Below are 24,463 nucleotides of genomic sequence, written 5' to 3' on the forward strand. Positions count from 1 at the left end.
TTATGATTCTCCTCCTGTCAGCAGTACTTTGGGAAATCGTAAAGTGACTCTTGTCCCTTCCCCTACCGTACTTGTAATCTGTAATCCATAATCTTCTCCATAAAATAAAGCCAGTCGTCTCTGAACATTGCGTAGACCAATTCCGCCTTTGCGTAATTGCTGTTCTTTGGGCGCATTGGTTGGATAACTGTTGCTAATATGATGATGGTCCGGTTCGTCTGGAACATAGATCCATTGTTGCAACGCTTCTAATTGTGGAGCATCCATGCCACTACCATTATCTTGAACAATCACTGTAATGACTCGATCAGGTGTGGCAGCGACTTCGATCAATAAGCAACGTTCCATATCCTCTTCTTCATTCCATGCATGTTTGAATGCATTTTCGACTAACGGTTGTAACGACATTTTTAAGATTTCCAGTTCTAATAAGGGTTCTGGAATATTTAATTCCAATCGTACCGGTTCTTCAAATCGTATATTCATCACTTCGATATAATTGCGAATATGCCGTACTTCTTCACTCAACTTCACATATTCACCTGACCATTTGAAGTTATAGCGCATCATACCGCCAAGAGAGGTTAACGCATCTGAGATTTGGCGTTGATCTTCAATTTCAGCTAACATTTTGATATTTTCAAGCGTATTGTACAAAAAATGAGCATCAATCTGACTGTACAATGTGCGTAACTCTGCTTCTTTCATTAAGGCTTGCTTACTGACAGCTTGCGCGATTAATTCATTGATTGTGAGAGTCATTCGATTGAAATGGTAGGCTAATTCGCCAATCTCTCCACCACCATCTACTTCCACTCCATGATGCAGTTCACCACGACGTACCTTTTTCATCGCTGCTGTTAATAACCGCAGATTTTTGAGAATAAAGGTGTTGGCTAGATACGTAATCAGAGATACCAGTAAAATAAATCCGATATTGAGGAGGACAATTCCGTTACGTGCACGTCTTGTGTCTTGCAATACTTTTTCTAACGATACAATATGCACCAACTGAGCACCCAACCGATCAATGCTAGTTGATGTGGCTAAATAAGCGGTTCCTTGATACGTATACCGTATCGAAGATAATTCCTGATCTGCTATAGCTGCCGTATCGGCTTGATAAGAACGAGTCTCATTCTGCTCTGTATGGTTAGCTGTTAACCATTGTTGTAAAGGAAAGGTATACTGCTGATCCTTACTCGAAGGAGGAATATACCCGCCACCTGCATCCAGTAATAACATTTGCGATTCATCTTCTTGTAATGCACCAAATGTACGTGGAGCAAAATTAGCTAACAACATATCAATCTGTACAATACCCGCATGATGACCTTTCGGGACTTGAATTTCTCGTAAAAGAGAGACCTTAGGTGGGTCCAGTTCAGGCACCATAAAGCGAGTCGAACGGGGTAACAAATTCTGGCGTTGTACATACCAACCTTCTCGATCTCCGAGTGTTCGAGCCAGCTTATACCACGGCTCATCCCAGACCCTTGTCTCTTTAAAAAAGATCGGCCACATTTCATACGTATGATCATTATCGCTATACAATCGCAGATGCAAAATAGACGGATTATTGATCCCAATCTGTGCTAGATTAGCATACGAACTGTTATTAAATTCGATCAACTCAGCGGTAGGTGTATCATGATTACTTGCCAGATATTGAATCACTTCCTGATCGGATAACGCTAATTGTGCTGCCCGTTCCATCGTCTCAATCTGTGTAAGCAATACTTGCTTTTCATTTTGCAATGCATCTATACTTTTGAGCCGTGTATCTTGAATATAGGTCTCATTCACTTGATTATAGAAATAAAGGGATACCGCTGTAGTGGGTAATAAAATGACAATAATATATGTGCCGATTAATCGACTTTGCAAAGAAAGATTATTGATCCAGCGCAAAAAAGGCTGTAGCATCTGACGAAACGTAAGCTATTCCTCCCTATCCATTGAGCTCCAAAAATATGTCTCTTTATCAAAAAATGTAAGCGGTTAAACTATGTATTCTATTGTACCCGAATTGACTGGAAAATTGTGTAGAAAAAGGGACTTTCACAGAAGATGCTCTGCTCAAGTCCCTTGGTTTATAATTCTATTCGCTTTTCATGTTGGAAATATAAGTTACTGCGCTTCTAGTTTGGCTTTATTTTTCTCATATTCGGTTTGTTGATACGCTTGAACTTTCGCTAATCCATCTGCTTCACGTTTGCTTAGATACTCATTAAACAACTGGTCAAATTCACTGTCTGAAGAAGCCAATAGTAATTTAGGTAATGTTTTACCCCACAGTTGTGAGATTTTGGTATTGATAATCCCTTCAGGTGAATTACCGGTTGGATTCAATTGATCGAATTCAGATGAACTGACCGTTTTGCCTTTTGTCCAGTCTTCCATTTGTTTGAATGGAGCTACACTTTCCGGTTTCCATTGATCTGTAATATTCGTATTCATTTGCATCCAGTATTTATGAGAAGCACCATACTTGGTATCAAATTCTGAACGATCGGTATTCAGTGATTTCAGCACTTCAGGCTTAAATTGATCTTTGCCATCGACTGTATCGTATGTGACTCCTTTTTCACCTAAATACAAATCTTTCTGTCCTTCTTCACTGATCATGTATTCAAGGAAACGGATAGCACGTGCTTTATCTTTTACATTTTTGGAGATTAGGGTTACTGTCCATCCTGAGATAACAGGCCCTGATAAAATTGGTTGATCTAATTTGGAATCAGAAGGTCCATCGACTGCAATATAGACTGAATTTGGATCTTTGGCATATAACGCATTTTGTTGTGTATTGAAATCACTACGTTGATACAACATTGCAAAGTAACGCCCTTGCGCAATTTTTTCTTCCATTTGAGAACGTTTGTCGATAAAGATATCTTTGGATAGTAATCCATCTTGATTCGCTTGACGGAATGTTTTGAGCCAGCGTAAATATTCAGGATCGGTGGTACGATCATACAACTTGCCGTCTTTTTCCATCGGGATCGCTAAGAAATTCTGTAAATATCCTTCTAATGAGTAATTTCCATTTTCGGTAAACTCATGTAAGCCTAGTGGAATTAATGGCTGTCCGTTCACTTCTGGGAACTTTTCTTTTGCCATATTGAGCGCTTTCAAAAAGCCTTCCGGTGTACGCATATCTGGCTTACCAAGTGCTTCATACATATCTTTGCGTACGACAAATACTTGATTTGATAGATAGTTTTTACCGTATTTCGCAAAGTCCGCCGGAGAAGAAGACGCATTCGGATAACCATACACATTACCATCTGGCTGTGTATACCATGCTAATTTGGCTGGATCGGTTACTTTGTAGAAGTATGGATCATACTGGTCTGCTAACTCATTGAGTGGCAATACCAATTTACCTTCGATCATTTTTTTAACAGCATCTTCACCCCAACCCAATGTAATAAAGTCAGGCAATTTACCAGAAGCAATCATTGTATTCAGCTTTTCATTTTCATTACCCGCAGGCACAATAAATTTCAAGCTTACTCCTGTTTTCTTGGTTACATATTGGCTGGTAGGATCGGTTCCCCAGTCACTTCCTGTGTACCAGGAGAAGTTCATATACCAATCAAATGTTATTGGTGATGTATCCACTTTCCAGCCCGGTTCGTTGGCTGAAGCGGCTTTGACCGGTGTATTGCTTTGTTCCGATGCACTTTTACTTCCGCCACCAAAGTAAGAACAAGCTGTAGTGAACATCATCATGCTTGCTAGGGTTAACATCAGTGCCGGTTTGTACCATTTGCGATGAGTTATATTTTCTTTCATCCGAGATATACCCCTTTTCTTTTTTTAGAATGTACTATTTATGCTTCATACAGTGAATACAAAATATGGGATTGCAGATGGAGTTGTTTACTTGGTATACAAGTGAACTCAACCTTTGATCGAGCCAATCATCATCCCTTTAACAAAATATTTTTGTAAAAATGGATAAACGAATACGATTGGCATTGTTGTTACTACCATGGTCGCTAGCTTAATCGACTGTGAAGTGACTGAACGCGTAATCCCTCCCGGTACAGCCGCTAGCATCTGGTTCGAACTGGATTCGGCTACCACACGGTACAGATACGTCTGAATAGGTTGCAGATTAGTATCATTCATATAGATCATCCCTGTGAAATAGTCATTCCATTGGAATACTCCATGAAACAAAGCGATCGTTGCAATAACAGGCATGGATACAGGTAACACGACCCGTAAAAAGATCGACCAATCGTTCGCACCATCGATCCGTGCAGCTTCTTCCAATCCTTCTGGAATTTCACGGAAAAAGGTCATAAAGATAATAAGATCGAAAAAGCTAAACATCGCTGGAATAATATAGACCAGAAAATTATCTAACAACTGTAGATCTTTCATTAACAAAAAGGTAGGAATCAATCCACCGCTAAAAAATAAAGTAATCGTTCCGATCCAGATATAAATTTTGCCTCCAATCAATCCTTTTCGAGACAAAGCGTATGCCACCATTGCTGTGAAAAACACATGAATTGCTGTACCGATCAATGTTTTGGCGACGGTAATCCACATGGCTTGCATAATACCGGGACTTTGGAATACAGCTTTAAAACTTTCAAGACTAAAGATCCGTGGCCACCAGTAAATGCCACCACGCATGGCATCGGTTCCTTCATTCAATGCATTCACTAACACATACCAGATCGGATACAGCGTGACAAAACAAATCAACACCATCAACACTGTATTCAATGTATCAAAAACCGCTTCACCACGCGTTTTACGATCTGCTTTTAGACTAATCATCATCATTCTCCTTCATCATTAGAGTGAGGGGTCTTTCAGGCGCACTTTCTTTTAAACCATTTTTGAGATTAGAGATTAAATACAAGAATTTAAAGGCAATAGATCAAATTCGTTAGATCAAAAAATTATGCTTCTTGCAAAAGCTTAGGTTAGGGGATTAGCAACTTAAAAACTCATAGCTAAATCATTGCAGCAGTGAAGGCAGTTAAACTAACTAATCTTTCCTGCCGCCCCCCACTCAGGGTAGCTTTAGCGGCGAGAATAGGGTGTTCTGAAAGAGTGAAACGATCGCCTTTAAGAATGAATATTTACTGCTAAAGCAGGGATCAAAATATTCATTCTTAACAGCGACGACAAGAATACCCTATTCTCAAAGCGCCTAACGCTCACCCTTTTAAAAGAGTGAAGTGTTGTTTAGTTTCTTGGTCACCTGATTGGCAATTACGAGCAGAATCAAGGCGATAATGGATTTGATAAGACCGATCGCTGTTGAGTAGGAGAAGCGGCCAGATAATAGACCAGTTTGATAGACATAGATATCGATAACGTTACTAGCGCTTTCGTTGAGCGAGTTACGTAAGACGAGAATTTGGTCAAAGTTAGAGTTCAGTACACCACTGACGGCTAGTATGAATAGAATAGCAATCGTCGCTTGGATACCTGGCAAAGTGATGTACCACATTTTCTGGAAGCGTCCTGCGCCATCAATTGTGGCGGCTTCATACATTTCTGGAGATACACCTGCCATGGCTGCTAAGTAGATAATCGCTGACCAGCCCAGTTCTTTCCAAATATCTGAAGTGATCACGATTGTCCAGAAGTATTGCGGTTCGGCTAAGTAAGAGATCGGTTCTTTGATCAGATGAAGTGCCATTAGTACATTATTGATAATACCGACATCCGCTAACCATGTAGTCAAAATACCGCCAAGAATAACCCATGATAGAAAATGCGGTAGATACGAAATGGTTTGAACTGCTTTTTTGAAACGTACTGAACGTAATTCATTGAGAAAAAGAGCAAATATAATAGGTAGTGGGAAACCGATAAATAGCTTAATTAAGCTGATTCCGAGTGTATTTCGAATCACATCGGGTAGATTTTCATCATCCATAAATGCTTTGAAATGTTCCCATCCGACCCACGGTGCATCAGCAATACTTTCAACAATATTAAATTCTTTGAATGCAATAATGATGCCGTACATAGGGATATAGTTAAAAATCAACATCCATACCACACCAAGTAATGCCATCACCTGCAAGTGTCGCTGTGTATACAATCGACGAAACCAGCGTTTGGTCGGTGAAGTGGTAATTTTATCTTTAGTTTTTCGAGTGGCTTTGGATTCTCTTTTGAGATCTGTGTCCATACATAAATCCTCCTTTGCGTTCTCTGTCGATGTCTGTATTGCTGTTGCGTCTTATCCTCCATTTGGTGAACAGCCTGTATCATTCTTTTTGCTTTTATGTAAGCGATTACATTTATTAAATTAATTATATCCTGCTGATGTCAGATCGGTAATGCTTCATATTTCGTATTAGGTGTCTCATTTTTCGGGTGAACACCAATAAAAACCGCCAGAACGTATTGTTCTGACGGTTTTTAGCATTATTATAGTATGAAAAATTCATTTTTTCTAAAGTAATCATCGTATTCAGATCTTATTTTATCGAAAACATTTTCTTATACAGATGATGTACCTTTGTTTTTGTTGTAAATATCGAAAGCAACTGCAAGTAGTAATACTAGACCTTTGATGCCTTGTTGCCAGTCGATACCCAGTCCTACAAGAGACATACCGTTATTCAGTACTCCCATAACTAGACCACCGATAATTGCTCCGAATACTGTTCCGATACCACCTGAAGCGGAAGCACCACCGATAAAACAAGCTGCAATAGCATCTAGCTCAAAGTTTGTTCCTGCTCTTGGTGTTGCTGCATTTAGACGAGCTGCGAAGATCAAGCCAGATACAGCAGCCAATACACCCATATTCACAAATACCCAGAAGGTTACTTTTTTCGTTTTCACACCGGATAATCCAGCTGCTTTTTCATTACCACCGATTGCATATACATGACGACCCATAACCGTTTTGTTCATCACGAAGGAGTAGATAATAATAAGCAAGAATAACAATACAAGAATCGTTGGAATCCCTGCATAGCTTGCAAGTACAATGGTAAATGCGTTAATTACAGCGACCACTAGAACCATTTTGGTGAAAAAGAGGGCTTGTGATCCTGTATCAAAGTTATATCGACGCTGTGCTGCACGGTTACGTAGTTCTGTAATAATATACAGAATAGATAATGCAATCCCGGCAAGAACAGCTACAATATTAGTTGCCATATTAGAAAAGTCAGGGATAAAGCCTGAACTGATCTTCTGGAAACCATTCGGGAATGGCGAGATCGATTGACCTTCCAATACGATCATCGTCAATCCACGGAATAATAACATCCCTGCGAGGGTCACAATAAAGGCGGGTATTCGGACATAAGCCACCCAGAATCCTTGCCATGCTCCAATCAATCCACCGATTACGATAGATAGAATAACAGCTACGATTGGATTCATCTGCCATTGCACCATAAAGATTGCAGATACAGCACCCACAAATGCTGCGATCGATCCAACAGACAAGTCAATATGACCTGTAATAATAACAAGTACCATCCCGATCGCGAGTACCAGTATGTAACTATTTTGCAAAATCAGGTTAGTAATATTAATCGGCTTGAGTAGCAAACCTCCTGTTAAAACTTCAAACAACAGCATGATAAATAGTAATGCGATAATCATGCCGTACTGACGAATATTTCCTTTAAACATTTTGCCAAGTGTCGATTCTTTTTTTCCTCTGGCTTGGTTAATGTAGACATACGTTATGCTAACCCCTTTCGTTTGTTAAATAGATTGAATGTAACGTTTTAGTGCAGAGCCGTACGATTAAGAAGAACTGCGTGTCATATACGTCATTAGCTTTTCCTGAGTGGCTTCTTCACGGCTCACTTCACCAGTAATCCGTCCTGCATTCATCACATAAATGCGATCACAGATTCCTAAAATCTCTGGCAATTCGGATGAAATCACCAATACTGTTTTGCCTTCATCTGCAAGGCGATTAATGATCGTATAGATTTCGTATTTAGCACCTACATCAATACCGCGTGTCGGTTCATCCAGAATCAAGATATCTGGACCAGAAAAAATCCATTTCCCCAGTACCACTTTCTGCTGATTCCCACCGCTAAGATTGCCTGTTTTCTGCAAAATATTTGGTGTTTTAATTTTCATTTGTCCACGCATATCTTCAGCAACCATGACTTCTTCTTGCTCATTGACCACTGTATTTTTGGTGATTTTACCAAGCCCTGTTAATGAAATATTGCGCTTGATATCGTCCATTAGGATTAGACCGTAGTTTTTGCGATCTTCGGTTACATAAGCAAATCCATTATCGATTGCTTGTGTCACGGTATTGTTGGTAATAGGTTTACCATTTTTAATCAATGTACCAGTGATTTTTTTGCCATACGATTTGCCGAAAATACTCATCACAAGCTCTGTACGACCTGAACCCATCAATCCAGCAATCCCTACTATCTCACCACGGCGTAGATTAAAGTTAGCGTTATGAATCATCTGACGATCGGCATGTTGCTCATGGAATACGTTCCAATCTTTCACTTCAAGCACGACTTCACCGATCTTCGATTCATGGTGTGGATAACGATTGGTCAGATCACGTCCTACCATTCCACTAATGATCCGATCTTCGGTAATCTCGTCTTTGTGCATATCGAGTGTCTCAATCGTCTGTCCATCTCGCAAAATAGTTACGGAGTCAGCCACTTTAGAGATTTCGTTGAGCTTATGAGAGATCAGAATACAGGAGATACCTTGACGTTTAAATTCAAGCATTAATTGCAGCAAATTTTCACTATCATTCTCGTTGAGAGCTGCTGTCGGTTCGTCCAAAATTAGCAATTTCACTTCTTTGGATAAGGCTTTGGCGATCTCAACCAATTGCTGTTTACCGACTCCAATATTAGTGATTAATGTATTCGGTGATTCGTTTAAGCCTAATTTGGTCAGCAATTCTTGGGTGCGTTGAAGTGTCTCATTCCAGTCGATAATGCCGCCTTTTTTACGTTCATTACCGAGAAAGATATTTTCAGCAATCGACAGATAAGGAATTAAGGCGAGTTCTTGATGAATAATAACGATCCCTAGTTCTTCACTTTGCTTGATATCGCGAAATTCACAGGTTTTGCCTTGAAAAATAATATCGCCTTCGTAGGTTCCATATCCGTACACGCCACTGAGTACTTTCATTAGCGTTGATTTACCAGCGCCATTTTCACCGCACAGGGCATGGATTTCACCTTGCTTGACTTGTAGATTTACATTTTCCAATGCTTTTACACCGGGGAATGTTTTGGTGATATTTTTCATTTCTAAAATGATGTTGTTGGACATGGTGGTGCTCCTTTCATTAGATGGTGGGAGTGGAAAATACACTCTTGAGTTGGTGATGGTTTGCGTGTGCTGGGAGACGCTATGGGAGGGGAATCTTCTTGTAGTCGCGGTCAGGATAAATCCTTACAAGGCGACTTTCAGAATGATTCCTCTCCCTTCGCTCCGTTGGCACGTACGCTTTCCTTTTAAAGATGGGAAAGATTTAGAGATTTAGAGATTAAGGGCATGTTTTATCCACTTTTGAGGTGGGGTTGGCAGTTTTTTAAGGACAATCATTGGTTTGTTTTAGAGATTGTTATGAATTGCCTTTCACTTCTGCTTCTGTATAGTATCCGCTGTCGATGATGATTTTTTGGACGTTAGATTTGTCGACGGAGACTGGATCTAGTAGGTAAGCTGGAACGACCATGATGTTATTGTTATATGATTTGGTGTCGTTGACTTCGGCTTTTTTACCTTGCAAGATGCTGTCTACCATGTCGGCTGTTTTTTCAGCAAGTTGGCGTGTGTCTTTGAAAATGGTTTGTGTTTGTTCGCCGGCTACGATTGATTTGATCGATGCTAATTCGCCATCTTGTCCGGTGATAACAGGTAACGGTTTCTCTGCTGATCCGTAACCTACACCTTTTAATGATGAAATGATTCCGATACTGATACCATCGTACGGAGAAAGAACAGCATCTAGATTGGCATCAGCGTAATAAGCACTGACCAAGTTATCCATACGAGATTGGGCTAAAGCGCCATCCCAGCGTAGTGTGGAAATCTGTGCCATCGTTTTCTGATTGCTTCGAACGACTAATTTGCCTGAATCGATATACGGTTGCAAAACAGACATCGCTCCGTTAAAGAAGAAGTAGGCATTGTTATCATCCGGTGAACCACCGAATAGCTCGATATTGAAAGGACCTTTGCCTTTTTTCAGTCCCAATTTGTCTTCAATGTACGATGCTTGTAGCACCCCGACTTTGAAATTATCGAAAGTCGCGTAGTAACTTAAGTATCCTGTGTTCATAATCAGTCGATCATAAGCGATGACTTGAATGCCTTGTGCATGCGCTTTGCTGATTACATCGGTCAGTGTATTGCCATCTACCGAAGCGATAACAATCACATCAACTTGTTTGGTGATCATATTTTCAATCTGGGAAATTTGGTTTTCGACCACGTCTTCTGCATATTGCAGATCGGTTTTGTATCCTTTGGATTGGAACAGCTTCACCATATTGCTACCATCTGCTACCCAACGTGCAGACGATTTGGTAGGCATGGAGATGCCGATATATCCTTTTTCTTTACTTCCTGCACTGCTCTCCGCAAGATTACAGGCAGATAAGGTAAACATCATGAGGATGATCAAGGTTAATAACGATCCTCTTTTCATCAGTTATTCTCCTTTCGAGTAGGTGTTCAATGAACGTCTTTTATTTTTGGTAACGCTTTCTTTTATGTATAATAGCATGGTAAAGATTGGGAGTCTTTTTGATAAACCGACCTTTTTTATAAAAATCGGACATAATTATAGATTGGGGTGAAATGAGGGGATTCGCTACGGGGAGAGAATCTTCTTGCAGTCGCGATAAGGATAAATCCTTACAAGGCGACTTTCAGAATGATTCTCTTCCCTCCGCTTGATGCACCTGCATTTCATTGGGTGGAGTGAGCAGGGAAAAGATTTATGGGATTGAAATCCTAATTAATTTTAGAAGTTTATAACATAGTACTTATAGTTCATCTTAATGGACAGTTTATATTCAAAAGCGTATCAAAAGTTTACGTTGTATTCAGCAGTTTTTATTTCAAATAGTATTAATGAAAGGAGGATCTTAGAAATGATGTATTTTGATGAATATACAAGAAGCTTTTAATCAATTATTAGCAAATCGTATGGATTACATAGGAGAACATATTTTATCTGAAATGGAGGATTTTCAGAGATCGAATGATGAATGCAGTGGGTTGTTCGCTATGCTGAATGCTGAGATGTCGGAAGAAATGAACCGGTTATGGTTAGAGTATGAAGATAAGGTGATATTAATTCAGGGGTTGGCTGAATCCACGATGTATGAGCAAGGGATCAAAGATGGTGTGGAGTTATCGAGGATTTTAAGCAAGTGATTTCAAGATGTATGTTATAGTTCTTAACACTTTATGTAACTTCTCTTCTTATAAAAATTTTTACCGTTATTTGTTACCTCTATTGTGATAACAAATTCATTTTTACTTTTTATTAAACCATAAAGTACTTTTGCTAATTATTTGGACTATTAATAATTGATTTACAATACTAAAAAACCTTGTAGTCTCAATACAAGGCTCTTTAGTATTTATCTTTTAAGATCAACTGCGCTAGATACATCTTTGTAGTACATTTCACCTGTTTCAATATAATAAGCAACATACATGAAAACCTGATCCAATGAGCGAATATAACTGCTCTTTCGCTTACTTCGTTGATCAGGATCGTAATGATGATGATGCGGTTCTGTAGTCACCTGTAAATGCTGAGGTGTCGTTTCTGGAGGGTGAGGATCATTTCCCCAAGAAGAAATATGACTAAATTGAATACCTTGAGTAGGAATAATTCGTTTCCAAGAGTACGAATATAATTCTACAGTTCCTGCATCGTTATATTTCTCGTACACATGTAGACCTGTAATCCCGTGCACAGGATGTTCTTTAAGAGGGAATAATACTTCAAGACGTTTATGAGTTCTTTTATAATCAGTAAAAATAGAATGACGCTCGCGCAAAGCAGGATACACTTTTAGCAAATGACCATAATCTTCTAAAATTTGATCAATATCTGTTGGTAGCAATAGAGTCACTGATCCTTTTTCCCTCCACGCCAACCTAGAATTTCTGTCATTTCTTCTTGTAAGTCTTTCCAACGATAGTAATCAGTAGGATCATCCATACTATCTCCGTTGTATTCACCAAACGTTTCTTGTACTGTTTGAGTTCCATATTTTAATTGAAGATCAGCCAATTCTTGAATTACTTCATGGTAACGATCTTCAGGTGTTTGTTGAAGAAGCTTTTTGGATTGAGCAATCTGTTGCATTCGAATGCTATAAATAGGATCTTTCATAATTTCAATTACGTATTTTGGAATGCGTTTATGAGTCTGATTATCTATATATTCCAAGCCCTGTTTCACATACTTATTCAATGTGACTTTGGATATACCCAGTGCATCAGCCGCAGCTTGTGGTGTTAACAAATAATCTTCTTGATAGACAAATTGCATACTTTCTCCACCCAATTCATAATACCAGTATTCAAAATCTATTTTCAGTTTGCCAAATTCTAGTTCTGAATGAAGATCATCTATATCTTCTAAACGTTGAAGCCATTTATTTAAATTCTTCTTGTGTTTATCTGAAAATAAATATTCTTTGGGTAAATTAAATGGCTTAGGGTCAACCTTGATACTAGAAACTTTATCTGAAAACAAAGTTAGAATACAAAAAAACAAATTTTTAAAAATGGTATCCGTCTCTTTTTCTAAAATGACATCACTTTTTTGGGCATAACCTGATTGAATACTCGAAGAAAATTGATCTAATACATTTTTTTGCATAATAGTTCTTCTCCTTTCTTTTCTTTATTATATTCTGTAGTTAACGAAAATCATATATCGAAAACATGCTATATTTAATTATTGTAATAAAAATTTTTAATAAATCTATAGTTTACGTAGATTTATTTGATTCAACACTCTTTAAATGAGTATTTTCATTCCATTCAATAATCATTCCCTTTATCATTTTTAAATAAATAGTATCGTAAATAAGTATAAAATATACACGTTAAAATGCCACTATTTAAAAGCAAAAAAAGACTGACCTGATAATATCAGCGTCAGCCTACCTTACTTCTTTATTTACACCTCTCCTCTTACCTTCTCGATCAACTCCAAATACTGGCGATCACCAAGTCCGTAGCGTTGGAACAACTTCAGCATGGTTTGCATCACTTCTTCTTTGCTTTCTTTGGGATGGCTTGCAATGTAGCGGGTGAGCTCATTATCAGCTTGGTGCAAGTCCAGATACAAAGAAACTCCTTGGTACATCACAGGCATTAATGGACTGTCTGGCATCTTTTTCTCTAATACGACTTCACGATAAAATGACGTATATCCGCCTAATGTAATTTCAGTTTGTTGTACATCATAAGTCTGCTCTTGTACAGCATTGAAATAGACGATGCCATCGTACCCGGATTGCTCCAGATAAGACAGTATGGTGAGTAGGTTGATCTGGCAGAACATGTCTTCACCAAACCAGAGGACGATACAACGATATGAATGAGTAAATAGAGGCTCCAAAGGTTCAATAACGACTTTCTCATAACCTGTTACTGAACTATGATGTCCCTCGGCACGTACTTGATTGAACGATGGGCTGAAAATATCTCCTGTTGCCGCGTGTACACACATCGCTTCATTAAAAGGAACATAATCGCTTTGCCCCATTAATTCCTGTGTACGGAATTGCTCATACATTACCTGTCCATTTAATACATTTAGAATGTCTTGATCGGCAAAAGCAGTTAATTGATTTTGTAATTCGGTAATGACTAATTTTTGGGAAATGTCTAACATCTTAATATCCTCTCCTTGTTCAATATTGAGTTTGAAATACGATTGCCACGGCTTCGGGTGCTTGCGAAAAACCATAGGTGTTACACCAAATACCTCTTTGAATGCTCTAGCAAATGCTTCTTGAGAAGAATAACCATGCTCGATTGCAATATCGAGTATTCGTTCACGCGTCTCAGCAAGCGAGATGGATGCCAAAAATAATCGGCGAAGGGTACGATAGCTTTTGATACTTACTCCGGTATGATGCCGAAATTTAAACGAACAATAGTATGGAGAATAGCCCATCTTTTCGCTTAATCGAAGCAATGAAAAATCTTCAAAAAGATGGACTTCAATCCAATCGATCATCTCTTGAATCCAATCGGTCATGATCACTTCTCCTTTCTGATCTTATTATGTAAGAAAACTTGCATCGCTTTTTGATGCTGGTTGTGTTTTCAATCTACTAGCTAATGATCCTTCGTTATACAAATAAAAAAGCCTACAGCATGATGATACTGTAGGCTATATCGAAGTGAACTATATAACGCTAAAACAAATCCATACTCAAATACCGCTCTCCATTATCCGGTGCGATACATAATACTTTTTTGCCTGCACCGAGACGCTTAGCTTCCTGCAATGCAGTCCATACGGTTGCCGCAGATGAAGGCCCCACTAGAATCCCTTCATATCTCGCAAGATCACGCATCGTCTGAATCGCATTCTCATCAGATACCTGTACAATCTCATTGTAAATAGAGGTATTCAAAATCGCTGGCACAAATCCCGGGCTGGTGCCAACTAGCTTATGCGGTCCTGGCTGTCCACCAGACAATACAGGCGATCCTTGAGGTTCGACGACCAGAATACGCACATCTGGTAAATGCTCTCTTAAGGTCTCACCTGTGCCTGTAATCGTTCCACCTGTACCTGCGGAAGCAACAAAGGTATCCAGTGTATATTCCATTTGCTCTAAGATTTCGATAGCGGTTGTCTGCCGATGGGCATCTGCATTGGCTGGATTATCGAATTGTCTGGGCATATAACTGTTGGGAATTTCAGTCAGCAATTGTTCAGCTTTACGAATCGCACCCGGCATTTTTTCAACAGCCGGTGTCAGAATCACTTCTGCTCCATAAGCTTGCAAAGTCTGAATGCGCTCACGTGACATATTATCAGGCATAATCATTATCGCTTTATACCCTTTTGCCGCCGCATTCATCGCTAGTCCAATCCCTGTATTCCCGCTAGTCGGTTCAATAATCGTACTACCCGGATGAAGAAGCCCCTCTTGTTCAGCACGTACAATCAGATTAAGTGCCGCACGATCTTTTACACTGCCACTCGGATTAAAATATTCTAACTTTACATACACTGCCGCATGATCATCATCTATCAGCTGATGCAAACGTACCACTGGCGTATCGCCGACTAATTCAGATATATTTTGAACGACTTTTATACTCATGAGGAATAATCTCCTTTAGCAATCTATTGAAAAAGCTAACTTTGTTTCGCTTGCTCTTCTAATGTTGCATAATACTGTACTTTGTCCACAATCTTAGCTAGATGGTGTTGCTGTTGTCTAATCTGAGATTGTACATATTGATAATGATGTTCCAACAGTTCCTTCCTTAAGGATACCGTAGTCTCTCCTTCACTGCGTAAATCTGCAAATTTTTTCATTTCTCGTATAGGCATACCAGTTTCCTTAAGTCTTATCAAGAAATCCAACCATAATATATCTGTTTCTGTATATTGACGATACCCTTTAGCATCTCTATAAATATCTTGTACTAAGCCGATTTTTTCATAATAACGTAGCGTATGTGCAGATAATCCTGTAATCTCAGTGATCTGCTGAATCGAATATAAGGTGTCCATACCTCTAATTATACTATGATTGGCACCTTTTCTTGTACTTTTATAGCTAATTGATACGCCGAATAAAAAAAGATTTGCCTTAGAGCGCGCTCTAACGTGTAATGTTGCACTTGTACTTCATATCGAATCATAAAGGAGCAATCTATATGTCTAATGAACGCTATACTCAAGGGTGGAACAAATTGTTGGAAGTGGATGGTGAAGCAGGGCAACGAGTGATCGATTCTTTGGCTTCTATTGCACCTGATCTTGGCAACTATATTATAGAGTTTGCTTTTGGTGATATTTATTCCCGTCCTACCCTTACATTGCAACAACGCGAACTGATTACAATCTCTTCACTGATCACTCAAGGAAATTGTGAATCCCAATTAAATGTTCACCTGCATGGCAGTCTTAATGTAGGGATTACACCTGTTGAAATTATAGAAACGATGATTCATTGCTCGCCTTATATCGGTTTTCCACGAGTATTAAATGCGATTGCTGTAGCTAAAGATGTATTCGCACAACGAGGAATAGAGATGGCTCAAGCTTAAGTAGCTACGATATTCGGTCTATCTTCCATTGTCTCTTCACTATACTTAGATGATCTTTTCGTATAACCGCTTTAGAATAAACTAAAAACCCCTCACCTTGAGATCATTGATCAGGTGGGGGATTTTTAGGCTGTAGAAATATATTTTATAACTGTATTTCATATCGTATTCATACGAAGTTATTTTGAATACTTAATTCAAAGGTTCTTTTTTCGCTTTTTCGCGATCAATTCCTTTTTCTTTCAAGGCTGGTTTTAATTCATCTTTTTCTAGCTTCCATAAAGGGACACCTGTCCGATAAGCCGCTCTAGCATTCAAATGACCTGCCACAGGAGCAGTGATAAATACGAACACAATCCCTAACAACACACGAGCACTTATATAATGATCGTATATCCAGAAAAATAGAAACGCACTCGAAAGTACACATAGTACGCCTAACGTTGCACTTTTGGTAGCCGCATGAGAGCGCAAGTACACATCAGGGAAGCGAATAATACCAAATGCACTCAGTACACTCAATATAGCACCGATCAGAACAAGAACCGATACTACAGGCTCACCGATCCACTGAATCATCTCGATCATCTCTGTCTTCGTCTTCATGTTCGATAACCACTCCCCTTTCAATATACTTGGCAAATGCAACAGTTCCCAAAAACGCTAAAATTCCGACTAACAGCATCACTTCAAGATAGGCTTGTGTATCCATCATCATCGACAATACTGCAATAATGGCGATCAAGTTCACTCCGATGGTATCCAGTGCTGTAATTCGGTCAGCCATCGAAGGCCCTTTGAGGACTCGATACATACAACCCGCAATAGCAATAGATAACAGAATCAGTGCGATCAATAATGAGACTTGTAACATTACCGAGTCACCTCCTTGATCGCTTTTTCAAATGTTCCACGAATATGAGCAGATAACTCATCGGCATCTTGAATATCCATCGCATGAATATAGACCAGATGCTGATCACGTGAAATTTCAATCAAAATCGTTCCCGGCGTTAACGTCACCAGTGTCGACAATAAAGTCAGTTCCCAATCCGAAGTCAGTTCAGTCTGATATGTCAGAATACCTGGTTTGAATTTGAGACGTGGACTGATAATATGCTTGAGTACGACTACACTCGATACGATCAATTCTTTGATAAAAAGGACTAACAATTTGATAACCGCCCATATTTTCTGCCCATAAAATTCTCTGGGAAAAAAGCGGCGCATCACGTAGATTAACAATAACCCGATCAGATAGCCAATCACGAAGTTTAAAGTATCCCAAGTCGTATGCAAGGACATCCAGATCAAAGCTATCAACAGATTAAGTATAATTTGAAAAGCCATAGCTTCACCTACTCCTTCAATACGGCTTGGATATACAGTGTTGGATGAACCAATACATCGGCTGCTTGTGCAACAAACGTCTGAATCCACCCTGCTCCAAGTCCTATCAGAATAACAAACGCAAACAATACAGAAGATGCAGCCATCAAGCGACGAGGACGGAAAGGCGACCATTCATGGTACACTTCTCGCTTCACCTCAGGGCTATCTTGAAATACAGCACGATCATCAATTAATGGACGATCTTTGCCCCAGAAGGCTAGCATAAAGATTCGCATCACTGAATAAAGCATTAACAAACTTGCGATAAGACTGATAATCGTCATCGTATACCAACCGCGCTCCATACCGCCTTGCACGATCAATAATTTTCCGATAAATCCGCTCAGTGGAGGGACACCTGCTAACGCTAGACCGGTGATAAAGAACATCCAACCTGTAAATGGATATCGCTTAATTAAGCCGCTCATGTCTTTCAAATTCGTTGTCCCTAATGCTCCAATCATAATCCCTGCTAATAAGAACAATAAAGCTTTGACGATCATATCATGTAGCATATAAAAGACAGCGCCTTCGATCCCAGCTACATTCGCAGTCGCTAATCCAAAAGCGATCAAGCCTACACCTGCGACAACATTATAGACAAGAATCTTATTCACATCCCGATAAGCTACAGCACCAATCACACCCAGTACCATCGAGGCGATCCCCATCCAACCAATCAATGTATATAAAAACCCGGTATCATGGTAAAAGATCAATGTAAATGTACGAATAATCGCATATAATCCAACCTTAGTTAATAAGCCTGCAAAAATCGCTGTAATGACTGAAGGTGGAGCAGCATACGAACCCGGTAACCAGAAGAATAAGAATAATCCTGCTTTGAGCCCGAACACAATTAGAAATAGAAACGCAATCACACCTATAATCCCATCTTGTCCTGCTTCAGCTACACGCTGGGATAAATGAGCCATATTCAGTGTACCGACAGCGGCATACAGATAAGCCATCGAAGCGACAAATAAGGAAGACGATACAATATTGATCAAAATATATTTTAACGTCACTTGTAGTTGACGCTTCGTTCCACCCAATACAATCAGAGCATAAGAAGATACCAACATCACTTCAAAACAAACAAATAAGTTAAACAAATCGCCTGTTAAAAATGAACCGTAGACGCCTACTAATAAAAATTGGAAAAACGGATAAAAGTGATGCTTTTCACGTTCTTCTCCGATACTGGCAAAGGCGTAAAATAAACATACTGCTCCTAATATCGAAGTGGTTAGCACCAGCAAAGCAGCGAACATATCAGCTACAAATACAATGCCATAAGGTGCAGCCCAACCACCCATTGCTAGAGTCTGAATCCCTTCCATCCGCACGGTAATCACAATCCATACTGCCACACCTACATTGACAATTACAGCAATTCCACCTAGCCAGCGTTGGATCGGTATATGACGCATCCCGAATATCTGAAGTACAGCAGCAATCAAAGGAATCAATAGTGGCATAATTAATAAATTATTCGTCACTTTCCATCTTCACCTCCTCCATATCATCGGTCTTCAGCTTAAGATACGAACGATAAGCGAGGACAAAGAAAAACGCTGTGACACCAAAATTAATCACGATTGATGTCAAAATCAAAGCTTGTGGCAGTGGATCAACATAAGAACCTGATTCTTCGCCTAATAACGGTGGCGCACCTGACTTGAGTCTTGACATCGTTAGCAACAATAAATGCACACCATGTGTCAAAATGGAAGTTCCCAAAATAATGCGTAGTAGACTTCTCGACAAGATCAGGTATACCGCGACTGCGAATAATATCCCAACAGCAATGGACATCCATACTTCCATATCAGCGATCCTCCCCAATCTGTAAAATAATTGTCATCGTCACACCAAGCACCGTTAAGAACACACCTAGATCAAATAGTGTTGCTGTCGCTAATTCGGTTTTTCCCAAGAAAGGTAATTCGAAATAACCAAACGTCTGACTGAGAAAAGGAGCATCAAAGAAAAATGAGCCTATTCCAGTGGCATACGCAATACTTAAGCCTACAGCTGTCACTGTCCGATAATCGACAGGTAATATCCGTCTAACCGTCTCTGCATTAAAAGCCAAAGCAAGTAAAATCAATGCTGAAGCGGTCATCAATCCACCGACAAATCCGCCACCTGGATTGTTATGACCTGCAAAGAATAGATACAGTGCAAACGTCAAAATAATAAACACGATTACTTTAGTGCTTGTTTCCAAAATGACATCGTTACTTTTGAATTGCGTCATATTTCGTTGAACGGTTGATGTCTCACGGCGAGTACGACCTACATCGACACGATGCGTCTGTACATCTTTATTACGTAGATAATGAATACGTGCGCCTGCATCATTTCCTTTGACTTGCAGTTGAATCAAAGAGTAAATTCCGAGTGAAGCAATCGCCAATACGGTAATTTCTAACATCGTATCGAATCCACGGAAGTCGACCAGAATAACGTTAACGATATTATCGCCACCGCCTAGATCATGACTACCTTCCACAAAGAATGTAGCAATCGAATCAAAAGTACTACTACCACTTGCCGCTAAAGCAACAAAGGTCATCACAACACCTACGCCTACAGCTACAATAATATTTACGATCCGATAACGATTCGATACAATTTCACGCCGTAATTCAGGCATATGATAAAAGCACAGTAAAAATAAAGAGACGGAGACCGTTTCGACAATCATTTGGGTCAACGCTAGATCCGGTGCGCGGAAAAGAACAAAAAACAAGGTCACCAGATATCCAACAGCACCGGTCATAATAATAGCGGTCAGTCGTTTACCTGCAAATGGAACAGCCACAGCAGTCGCTACCAAGCCGATCAACAGTATAATTTCATAAATACTGATCGGTGCAGCTCCTTGGGTCAGTAGAGACAATCCATCTGCTCGAATAAATACAGTTCCTATCAATACAATCATAAAAACAAAAATGTAGACGAGATAACTATGAACGGAACCATTCATATATTTTTCAGTGAGCGCATTGGAACCTTTTTCGCCCCATTTTAAAGTACCGTCATACAGATTATTCCATGTTAAAGCTTGAGGATATTTGCTATATATCCCTTTCCAGCGTTTTAACAATAGATACATAATCGTTCCCAGTGCAATAATACCAATCGTCATTAAAAAGGCAGGTGTAATGCCATGCCAGAAGGAGATATGTACTTCAAAATGTTCTCCTGATGCGACCAGACTTGGTAATACTGCACGCATCGTTGGTTCGATAATGCTATACGACAACACATTCGGAAAAAATCCTAACCCTACAACACATAATCCCAAGACAATCGGTGAAATCAACATACCGATCGGTGCTTCATGAGGTGTACCACCTAATTTATCCGGTTGAAGCGGTCCTCTGAATGTCTTGAACACCAGAATCATACTGTATACAAATGTAAATACACTACCGACAAAAGCCAGAATAGGGAACAAAATGCCCCATGTTTCTAAGCGGAACATTTCCATATGGCTTAGTTCTACCATCGCTTCTAGAAATAATTCTTTACTCAGAAATCCATTGAACGGTGGTATACCAGCCATAGCAAAAGCACTCACTCCTGCTACAGTAAAGGTAATCGGCATCACATTCATCAATCCACCCAGACGACGCAGATCGCGTGTACCTGTTTCATGATCGACAATACCGGCTACCATAAATAGAGCACCTTTGAAGGTGGCATGATTAATCAGATGGAAAATAGCCGCCATTGTGGCAGTCGTATATAACAAAGACTCATTGCCGTATCCATAATAAACAGCCGCTGAACCTGCTCCGAAAAGGGACATAATAAGTCCCAATTGCGAAATTGTAGAATACGCAAGCAATGCTTTGAGATCAGTCTGCTTGACAGCCAGTATCGATCCGTAACACATCGTGACTATACCTACCGTCGATACAATCCAGAACCATTCGGCTTGTCCTGCAAAAATAGGACTAAAGCGTGCCACTAGATAAATTCCTGCTTTTACCATCGTAGCGGAATGTAGATAAGCACTTACTGGAGTTGGTGCTTCCATGGCATCCGGTAACCAGATATGGAACGGAAATTGGGCTGACTTGGTAAATGCCCCAAGCAGAATCAACAACATCGCTGGCAAAAATAAAGATTGTCCTTGAATATCGCCTAATACAGCAATCGTCTCACGAATACTAAATGTACCTGTCATAGAATGTAGCAAAATGAAACCAGCTAACATCGCAAATCCACCAAGTACCGTGATGAGCATCGACTTGAGTGCTCCATAACGCGAACGATCTCGTTCATACCAGAAAGCAATCAGTAAGAATGAAGAGATACTGGTCAATTCCCAGAAGGTATACAATACGATCATATTGTCTGAAAGAACGATCCCGAGCATTGCGCCCATAAAGATCATCAGATATAAATAAAATCGATGAATCGCTTCTTTGGCAGGATCGAGATAGAAGATAGAATACAGAACAACTAAAGCTCCAATCCCTGTAATCAACAGTGCAAATAATAGACTTAATCCATCCAAATACACCGTAAAATTAATTCCTAATGAAGGAACCCAAGGTAGGCTGACTGATTGACTGGTATCTGACTGAATCAATGGTAAATAACGCAAAAAATTTGCAAAGAGTAAGGTTGGGATGGCTAAAACGATCCAACCTGTATGTACACGTGGCAATCCTTTACGGATCAGAGGCACGAAGATTGCAAATAAAAACGGAATGATAATAGCAGCATGCAATACATACACTCTTGTTGACACCCCCAATTTCTTTATCTATTTCTTTTATATTACCCAAAAACAATACCTTCTGCCCTTAAATTCATCATTTTAGGCTAAATTAGCTCAAAATAACCCAAAAAACAGCAAAAAGGAGCCTTGGTGACAGGCTCCTCCGTTTTTGTTGCGCTATAATATGGATTGCTAATCCGATAAGATATGTTTATGAGAACATAGGGAAAATATACTTCACTAAGAACCATAACACAATTGCCAAAATAATAATATATGCAGCATATTTAATAAATGTCGACGCGACCATACTTGAATCCGATTTACGTTCTACACGTACCTCTTTTTTATCCACATCTACATTACGATTTTCGTCCATTGTCCGTGATCTCCTTTGAGCGCCCTGTACGGTACGCATTATCATCTTGTGAGCATTATTACACGGATATGTGATCGGTGAATCGCTATTTACTTGCACTCTTTAAAATTTTAGACAACCGAATAGACGACCTCTAATAAAGGACTACTCATACTGAGCTAATATGTTTTGAACATATTGCTGATACGAAGTTCGTAATAGAGGTGGAGAAAGAATTTCAATATGTTGACCAAACCCCAAAAAGTACTCGACCAAAAAAGAAATCTCACTTTCGCCAAACGTTCCAACGATATAATGCTCTGTTGGTTCTAAATCATTTTCAGAATGAACCTGTTGCAAAGACATATTAGAATAGCTTTTTTTATGGAAGTGTTCGATACCGATTGCATTCACTTTAACTTTAAAAGTGAGCGGACGTTGGACGTTAAACTGCTCTGTCGCTAGGGTGTGAATCTGTTCTGCTGTCCAATCGATAGCTTGCTTCTCGGTGATATGTAGCTTTTGAATATAATCACATCTAAAATTTCGAAAAGCTTGTTTATTCAGATCCCAGCTTAAACAATACCAGTGCCCATCCCATATGGATAACCGTAGCGGCTGAATAACACGAATATCTTGCTGATACCGATGATAATCCACTTCAATCACTTGTCTAGCAATAATCGAAGCAAATAATTCTACAATCAACGGTACTTCTTGTTGCTGATCTACACCTACCCACTGAATCCATTGTTCGGCTTCGGTCATCTGCTCTTTTTGCTTGTCAGGTAAAGTCGCTAATAATTTGCTTTTGATCTCTTGGTAATCGTATTGAAAAGGCGTTTTGACTAATCCTTTCAATAGTTGTAGCGAAAAGAAAATCGAATGTAATTCGTTAGTATTAAAATAAATCGGTGGTAATAGGGAATTGGATAATATACGGTAACCGCCATGACTTCCTTTCTCCGAATACAATGGCACACCTAACTCTTCTAAAGAAGCAATATCCCGTAACGCTGTACTTCTTGATATCTCAAATGTTTCGATAAGATCGCTAAGATTAAATTGCTTTTTAGCATTAATATAGATCATCTGCTGAATCAAACGTTCATTTTTATTCATAAATGATTCCTTTCATTTTTAATGGTGTCATGTTTTGACACTATTCTACCATACACTAAAGATATTCAAATAAAGGAGTGAAACCTATGTCTCAATTAAAAGTAAGTACGTTTTTATCTCTACATGGCAAAGCCAAAGAAGCTATCTCTTTTTACCAAAATCATCTTCAAGCACAAGTTGTATTCTGCATTACCAATCAAGAAATTACAGAAAGGCTAGACCCTACGTATACGTATCCAGCAAGCGAGAATGATTGGATCGCTCATTCTGTATTAAATATTGGAGACAGTCAGTTGATGATCGCAGATGAATTAATGAGTGATGCCAAGCAATTAGTCTTAGGTACCAACTTTTCATTATGTATTACTTCTGCTTCCCAAGAAGAGATCAGTACATTGTACAATCGACTTATTGAGCATCCGCAGACCCGTATTATTATTCCACTTGCGCCGAACTTATTTTCCACAGCGTATGCTATTGTCGAAGATCCGTATGGAGTGGTTATTCAACTGGTGAAAGAAAAATAAAAACTTTACCATTATCCG

Annotated in this window: 23 protein-coding genes; 3 read left to right on the plus strand and 20 right to left on the minus strand. The window is 39.3% G+C overall.

Annotated features, from left to right (window positions below):
- The 7 genes from RCP16_RS14020 to chvE form a co-directional block, all read right to left on the minus strand.
- The gene (locus RCP16_RS14020) at positions 1-1,926 is read right to left on the minus strand and encodes a sensor histidine kinase (RefSeq protein WP_308640578.1); all 1,926 of its coding nucleotides are present in this window, start codon (positions 1,924-1,926) and stop codon (positions 1-3) included.
- A 204-nt stretch (positions 1,927-2,130) separates the two neighbouring features.
- Positions 2,131-3,801 (minus strand): type 2 periplasmic-binding domain-containing protein, encoded by a 1,671-nt coding sequence (locus tag RCP16_RS14025; RefSeq protein ID WP_308640579.1) that lies wholly within the window; start codon positions 3,799-3,801, stop codon positions 2,131-2,133.
- A gap of 108 nt (positions 3,802-3,909) precedes the next feature.
- Complete coding sequence (locus RCP16_RS14030) at positions 3,910-4,803, minus strand: carbohydrate ABC transporter permease (RefSeq protein WP_137221071.1); 894 nt, start codon at positions 4,801-4,803, stop codon at positions 3,910-3,912.
- A 394-nt stretch (positions 4,804-5,197) separates the two neighbouring features.
- Positions 5,198-6,175 carry an ABC transporter permease gene (locus tag RCP16_RS14035; RefSeq protein ID WP_069326624.1) on the minus strand — a complete coding sequence of 326 codons (978 nt, stop codon included), beginning with the start codon at positions 6,173-6,175 and terminating at the stop codon, positions 5,198-5,200.
- Between the two features lie 314 nt (positions 6,176-6,489).
- Entirely contained in the window at positions 6,490-7,641 is a 1,152-nt protein-coding gene (mmsB, locus tag RCP16_RS14040; protein WP_308640580.1) for a multiple monosaccharide ABC transporter permease, read from the minus strand.
- 117 nt (positions 7,642-7,758) lie between these two features.
- Positions 7,759-9,291 carry a multiple monosaccharide ABC transporter ATP-binding protein gene (mmsA, locus tag RCP16_RS14045; RefSeq protein ID WP_308640581.1) on the minus strand — a complete coding sequence of 511 codons (1,533 nt, stop codon included), beginning with the start codon at positions 9,289-9,291 and terminating at the stop codon, positions 7,759-7,761.
- A 295-nt stretch (positions 9,292-9,586) separates the two neighbouring features.
- Complete coding sequence (gene chvE / locus RCP16_RS14050; protein ID WP_069326628.1) at positions 9,587-10,675, minus strand: multiple monosaccharide ABC transporter substrate-binding protein; 1,089 nt, start codon at positions 10,673-10,675, stop codon at positions 9,587-9,589.
- A 461-nt stretch (positions 10,676-11,136) separates the two neighbouring features.
- On the opposite strand from chvE, the gene RCP16_RS14055 reads away from it, so the two are divergent.
- Complete coding sequence (locus tag RCP16_RS14055; protein ID WP_308640582.1) at positions 11,137-11,409, plus strand: hypothetical protein; 273 nt, start codon at positions 11,137-11,139, stop codon at positions 11,407-11,409.
- 209 nt (positions 11,410-11,618) lie between these two features.
- On the opposite strand, the gene RCP16_RS14060 is transcribed toward RCP16_RS14055, so the two are convergent.
- The 5 genes from RCP16_RS14060 to RCP16_RS14080 form a co-directional block, all read right to left on the minus strand.
- Positions 11,619-12,119 carry a toxin-antitoxin system TumE family protein gene (locus RCP16_RS14060; RefSeq protein WP_308640583.1) on the minus strand — a complete coding sequence of 167 codons (501 nt, stop codon included), beginning with the start codon at positions 12,117-12,119 and terminating at the stop codon, positions 11,619-11,621.
- Entirely contained in the window at positions 12,116-12,874 is a 759-nt protein-coding gene (locus RCP16_RS14065; RefSeq protein WP_308640584.1) for a helix-turn-helix domain-containing protein, read from the minus strand. Before RCP16_RS14065 ends, RCP16_RS14060 begins: the two co-directional genes overlap by 4 nt.
- 303 nt (positions 12,875-13,177) lie before the next feature.
- Positions 13,178-14,266: a helix-turn-helix domain-containing protein gene (locus tag RCP16_RS14070; protein WP_308640585.1), complete on the minus strand. Its 1,089-nt coding sequence runs from the start codon at positions 14,264-14,266 to the stop codon at positions 13,178-13,180.
- A gap of 160 nt (positions 14,267-14,426) precedes the next feature.
- Positions 14,427-15,347, minus strand: a complete 921-nt coding sequence (gene cysK, locus RCP16_RS14075; RefSeq protein WP_308640586.1) for a cysteine synthase A — start codon at positions 15,345-15,347, stop codon at positions 14,427-14,429.
- A gap of 35 nt (positions 15,348-15,382) precedes the next feature.
- Complete coding sequence (locus RCP16_RS14080; protein WP_308640587.1) at positions 15,383-15,763, minus strand: MerR family transcriptional regulator; 381 nt, start codon at positions 15,761-15,763, stop codon at positions 15,383-15,385.
- Between the two features lie 146 nt (positions 15,764-15,909).
- Between RCP16_RS14080 and RCP16_RS14085 the strand changes: the two genes are divergently transcribed.
- Positions 15,910-16,302: a carboxymuconolactone decarboxylase family protein gene (locus tag RCP16_RS14085; protein ID WP_308640588.1), complete on the plus strand. Its 393-nt coding sequence runs from the start codon at positions 15,910-15,912 to the stop codon at positions 16,300-16,302.
- A gap of 192 nt (positions 16,303-16,494) precedes the next feature.
- Here the strand turns inward: RCP16_RS14085 and mnhG are convergent, their stop codons facing one another.
- From mnhG to RCP16_RS14125, 8 genes are all read right to left on the minus strand, one after another.
- The gene (gene mnhG / locus RCP16_RS14090) at positions 16,495-16,908 is read right to left on the minus strand and encodes a monovalent cation/H(+) antiporter subunit G (RefSeq protein ID WP_371748101.1); all 414 of its coding nucleotides are present in this window, start codon (positions 16,906-16,908) and stop codon (positions 16,495-16,497) included.
- Positions 16,862-17,176, minus strand: coding sequence for a Na(+)/H(+) antiporter subunit F1 (locus tag RCP16_RS14095; protein ID WP_069326637.1), 315 nt, complete (start codon positions 17,174-17,176; stop codon positions 16,862-16,864). Before RCP16_RS14095 ends, mnhG begins: the two co-directional genes overlap by 47 nt.
- Positions 17,176-17,652 (minus strand): Na+/H+ antiporter subunit E, encoded by a 477-nt coding sequence (locus RCP16_RS14100; RefSeq protein ID WP_069326638.1) that lies wholly within the window; start codon positions 17,650-17,652, stop codon positions 17,176-17,178. The genes RCP16_RS14095 and RCP16_RS14100 overlap by 1 nt, the downstream gene beginning before the upstream one ends.
- A gap of 8 nt (positions 17,653-17,660) precedes the next feature.
- Positions 17,661-19,175 carry a Na+/H+ antiporter subunit D gene (locus tag RCP16_RS14105; RefSeq protein ID WP_308642488.1) on the minus strand — a complete coding sequence of 505 codons (1,515 nt, stop codon included), beginning with the start codon at positions 19,173-19,175 and terminating at the stop codon, positions 17,661-17,663.
- A 10-nt stretch (positions 19,176-19,185) separates the two neighbouring features.
- Positions 19,186-19,524, minus strand: coding sequence for a Na(+)/H(+) antiporter subunit C (locus RCP16_RS14110; RefSeq protein WP_069326639.1), 339 nt, complete (start codon positions 19,522-19,524; stop codon positions 19,186-19,188).
- A gap of 1 nt (position 19,525) precedes the next feature.
- Positions 19,526-22,456 carry a Na+/H+ antiporter subunit A gene (locus tag RCP16_RS14115; protein ID WP_308640589.1) on the minus strand — a complete coding sequence of 977 codons (2,931 nt, stop codon included), beginning with the start codon at positions 22,454-22,456 and terminating at the stop codon, positions 19,526-19,528.
- Positions 22,457-22,649: 193 nt separating this feature from the next.
- Entirely contained in the window at positions 22,650-22,817 is a 168-nt protein-coding gene (locus RCP16_RS14120; protein ID WP_175425127.1) for a hypothetical protein, read from the minus strand.
- A 144-nt stretch (positions 22,818-22,961) separates the two neighbouring features.
- Complete coding sequence (locus RCP16_RS14125; protein WP_308640590.1) at positions 22,962-23,918, minus strand: helix-turn-helix transcriptional regulator; 957 nt, start codon at positions 23,916-23,918, stop codon at positions 22,962-22,964.
- An 86-nt stretch (positions 23,919-24,004) separates the two neighbouring features.
- Between RCP16_RS14125 and RCP16_RS14130 the strand changes: the two genes are divergently transcribed.
- Positions 24,005-24,445 carry a VOC family protein gene (locus RCP16_RS14130; protein WP_308640591.1) on the plus strand — a complete coding sequence of 147 codons (441 nt, stop codon included), beginning with the start codon at positions 24,005-24,007 and terminating at the stop codon, positions 24,443-24,445.
- Positions 24,446-24,463: the final 18 nt, after the last annotated feature.

Origin of the sequence: Paenibacillus nuruki (assembly GCF_963311185.1) — a bacterium.
GTDB lineage: Bacteria > Bacillota > Bacilli > Paenibacillales > Paenibacillaceae > Saccharibacillus > Saccharibacillus nuruki.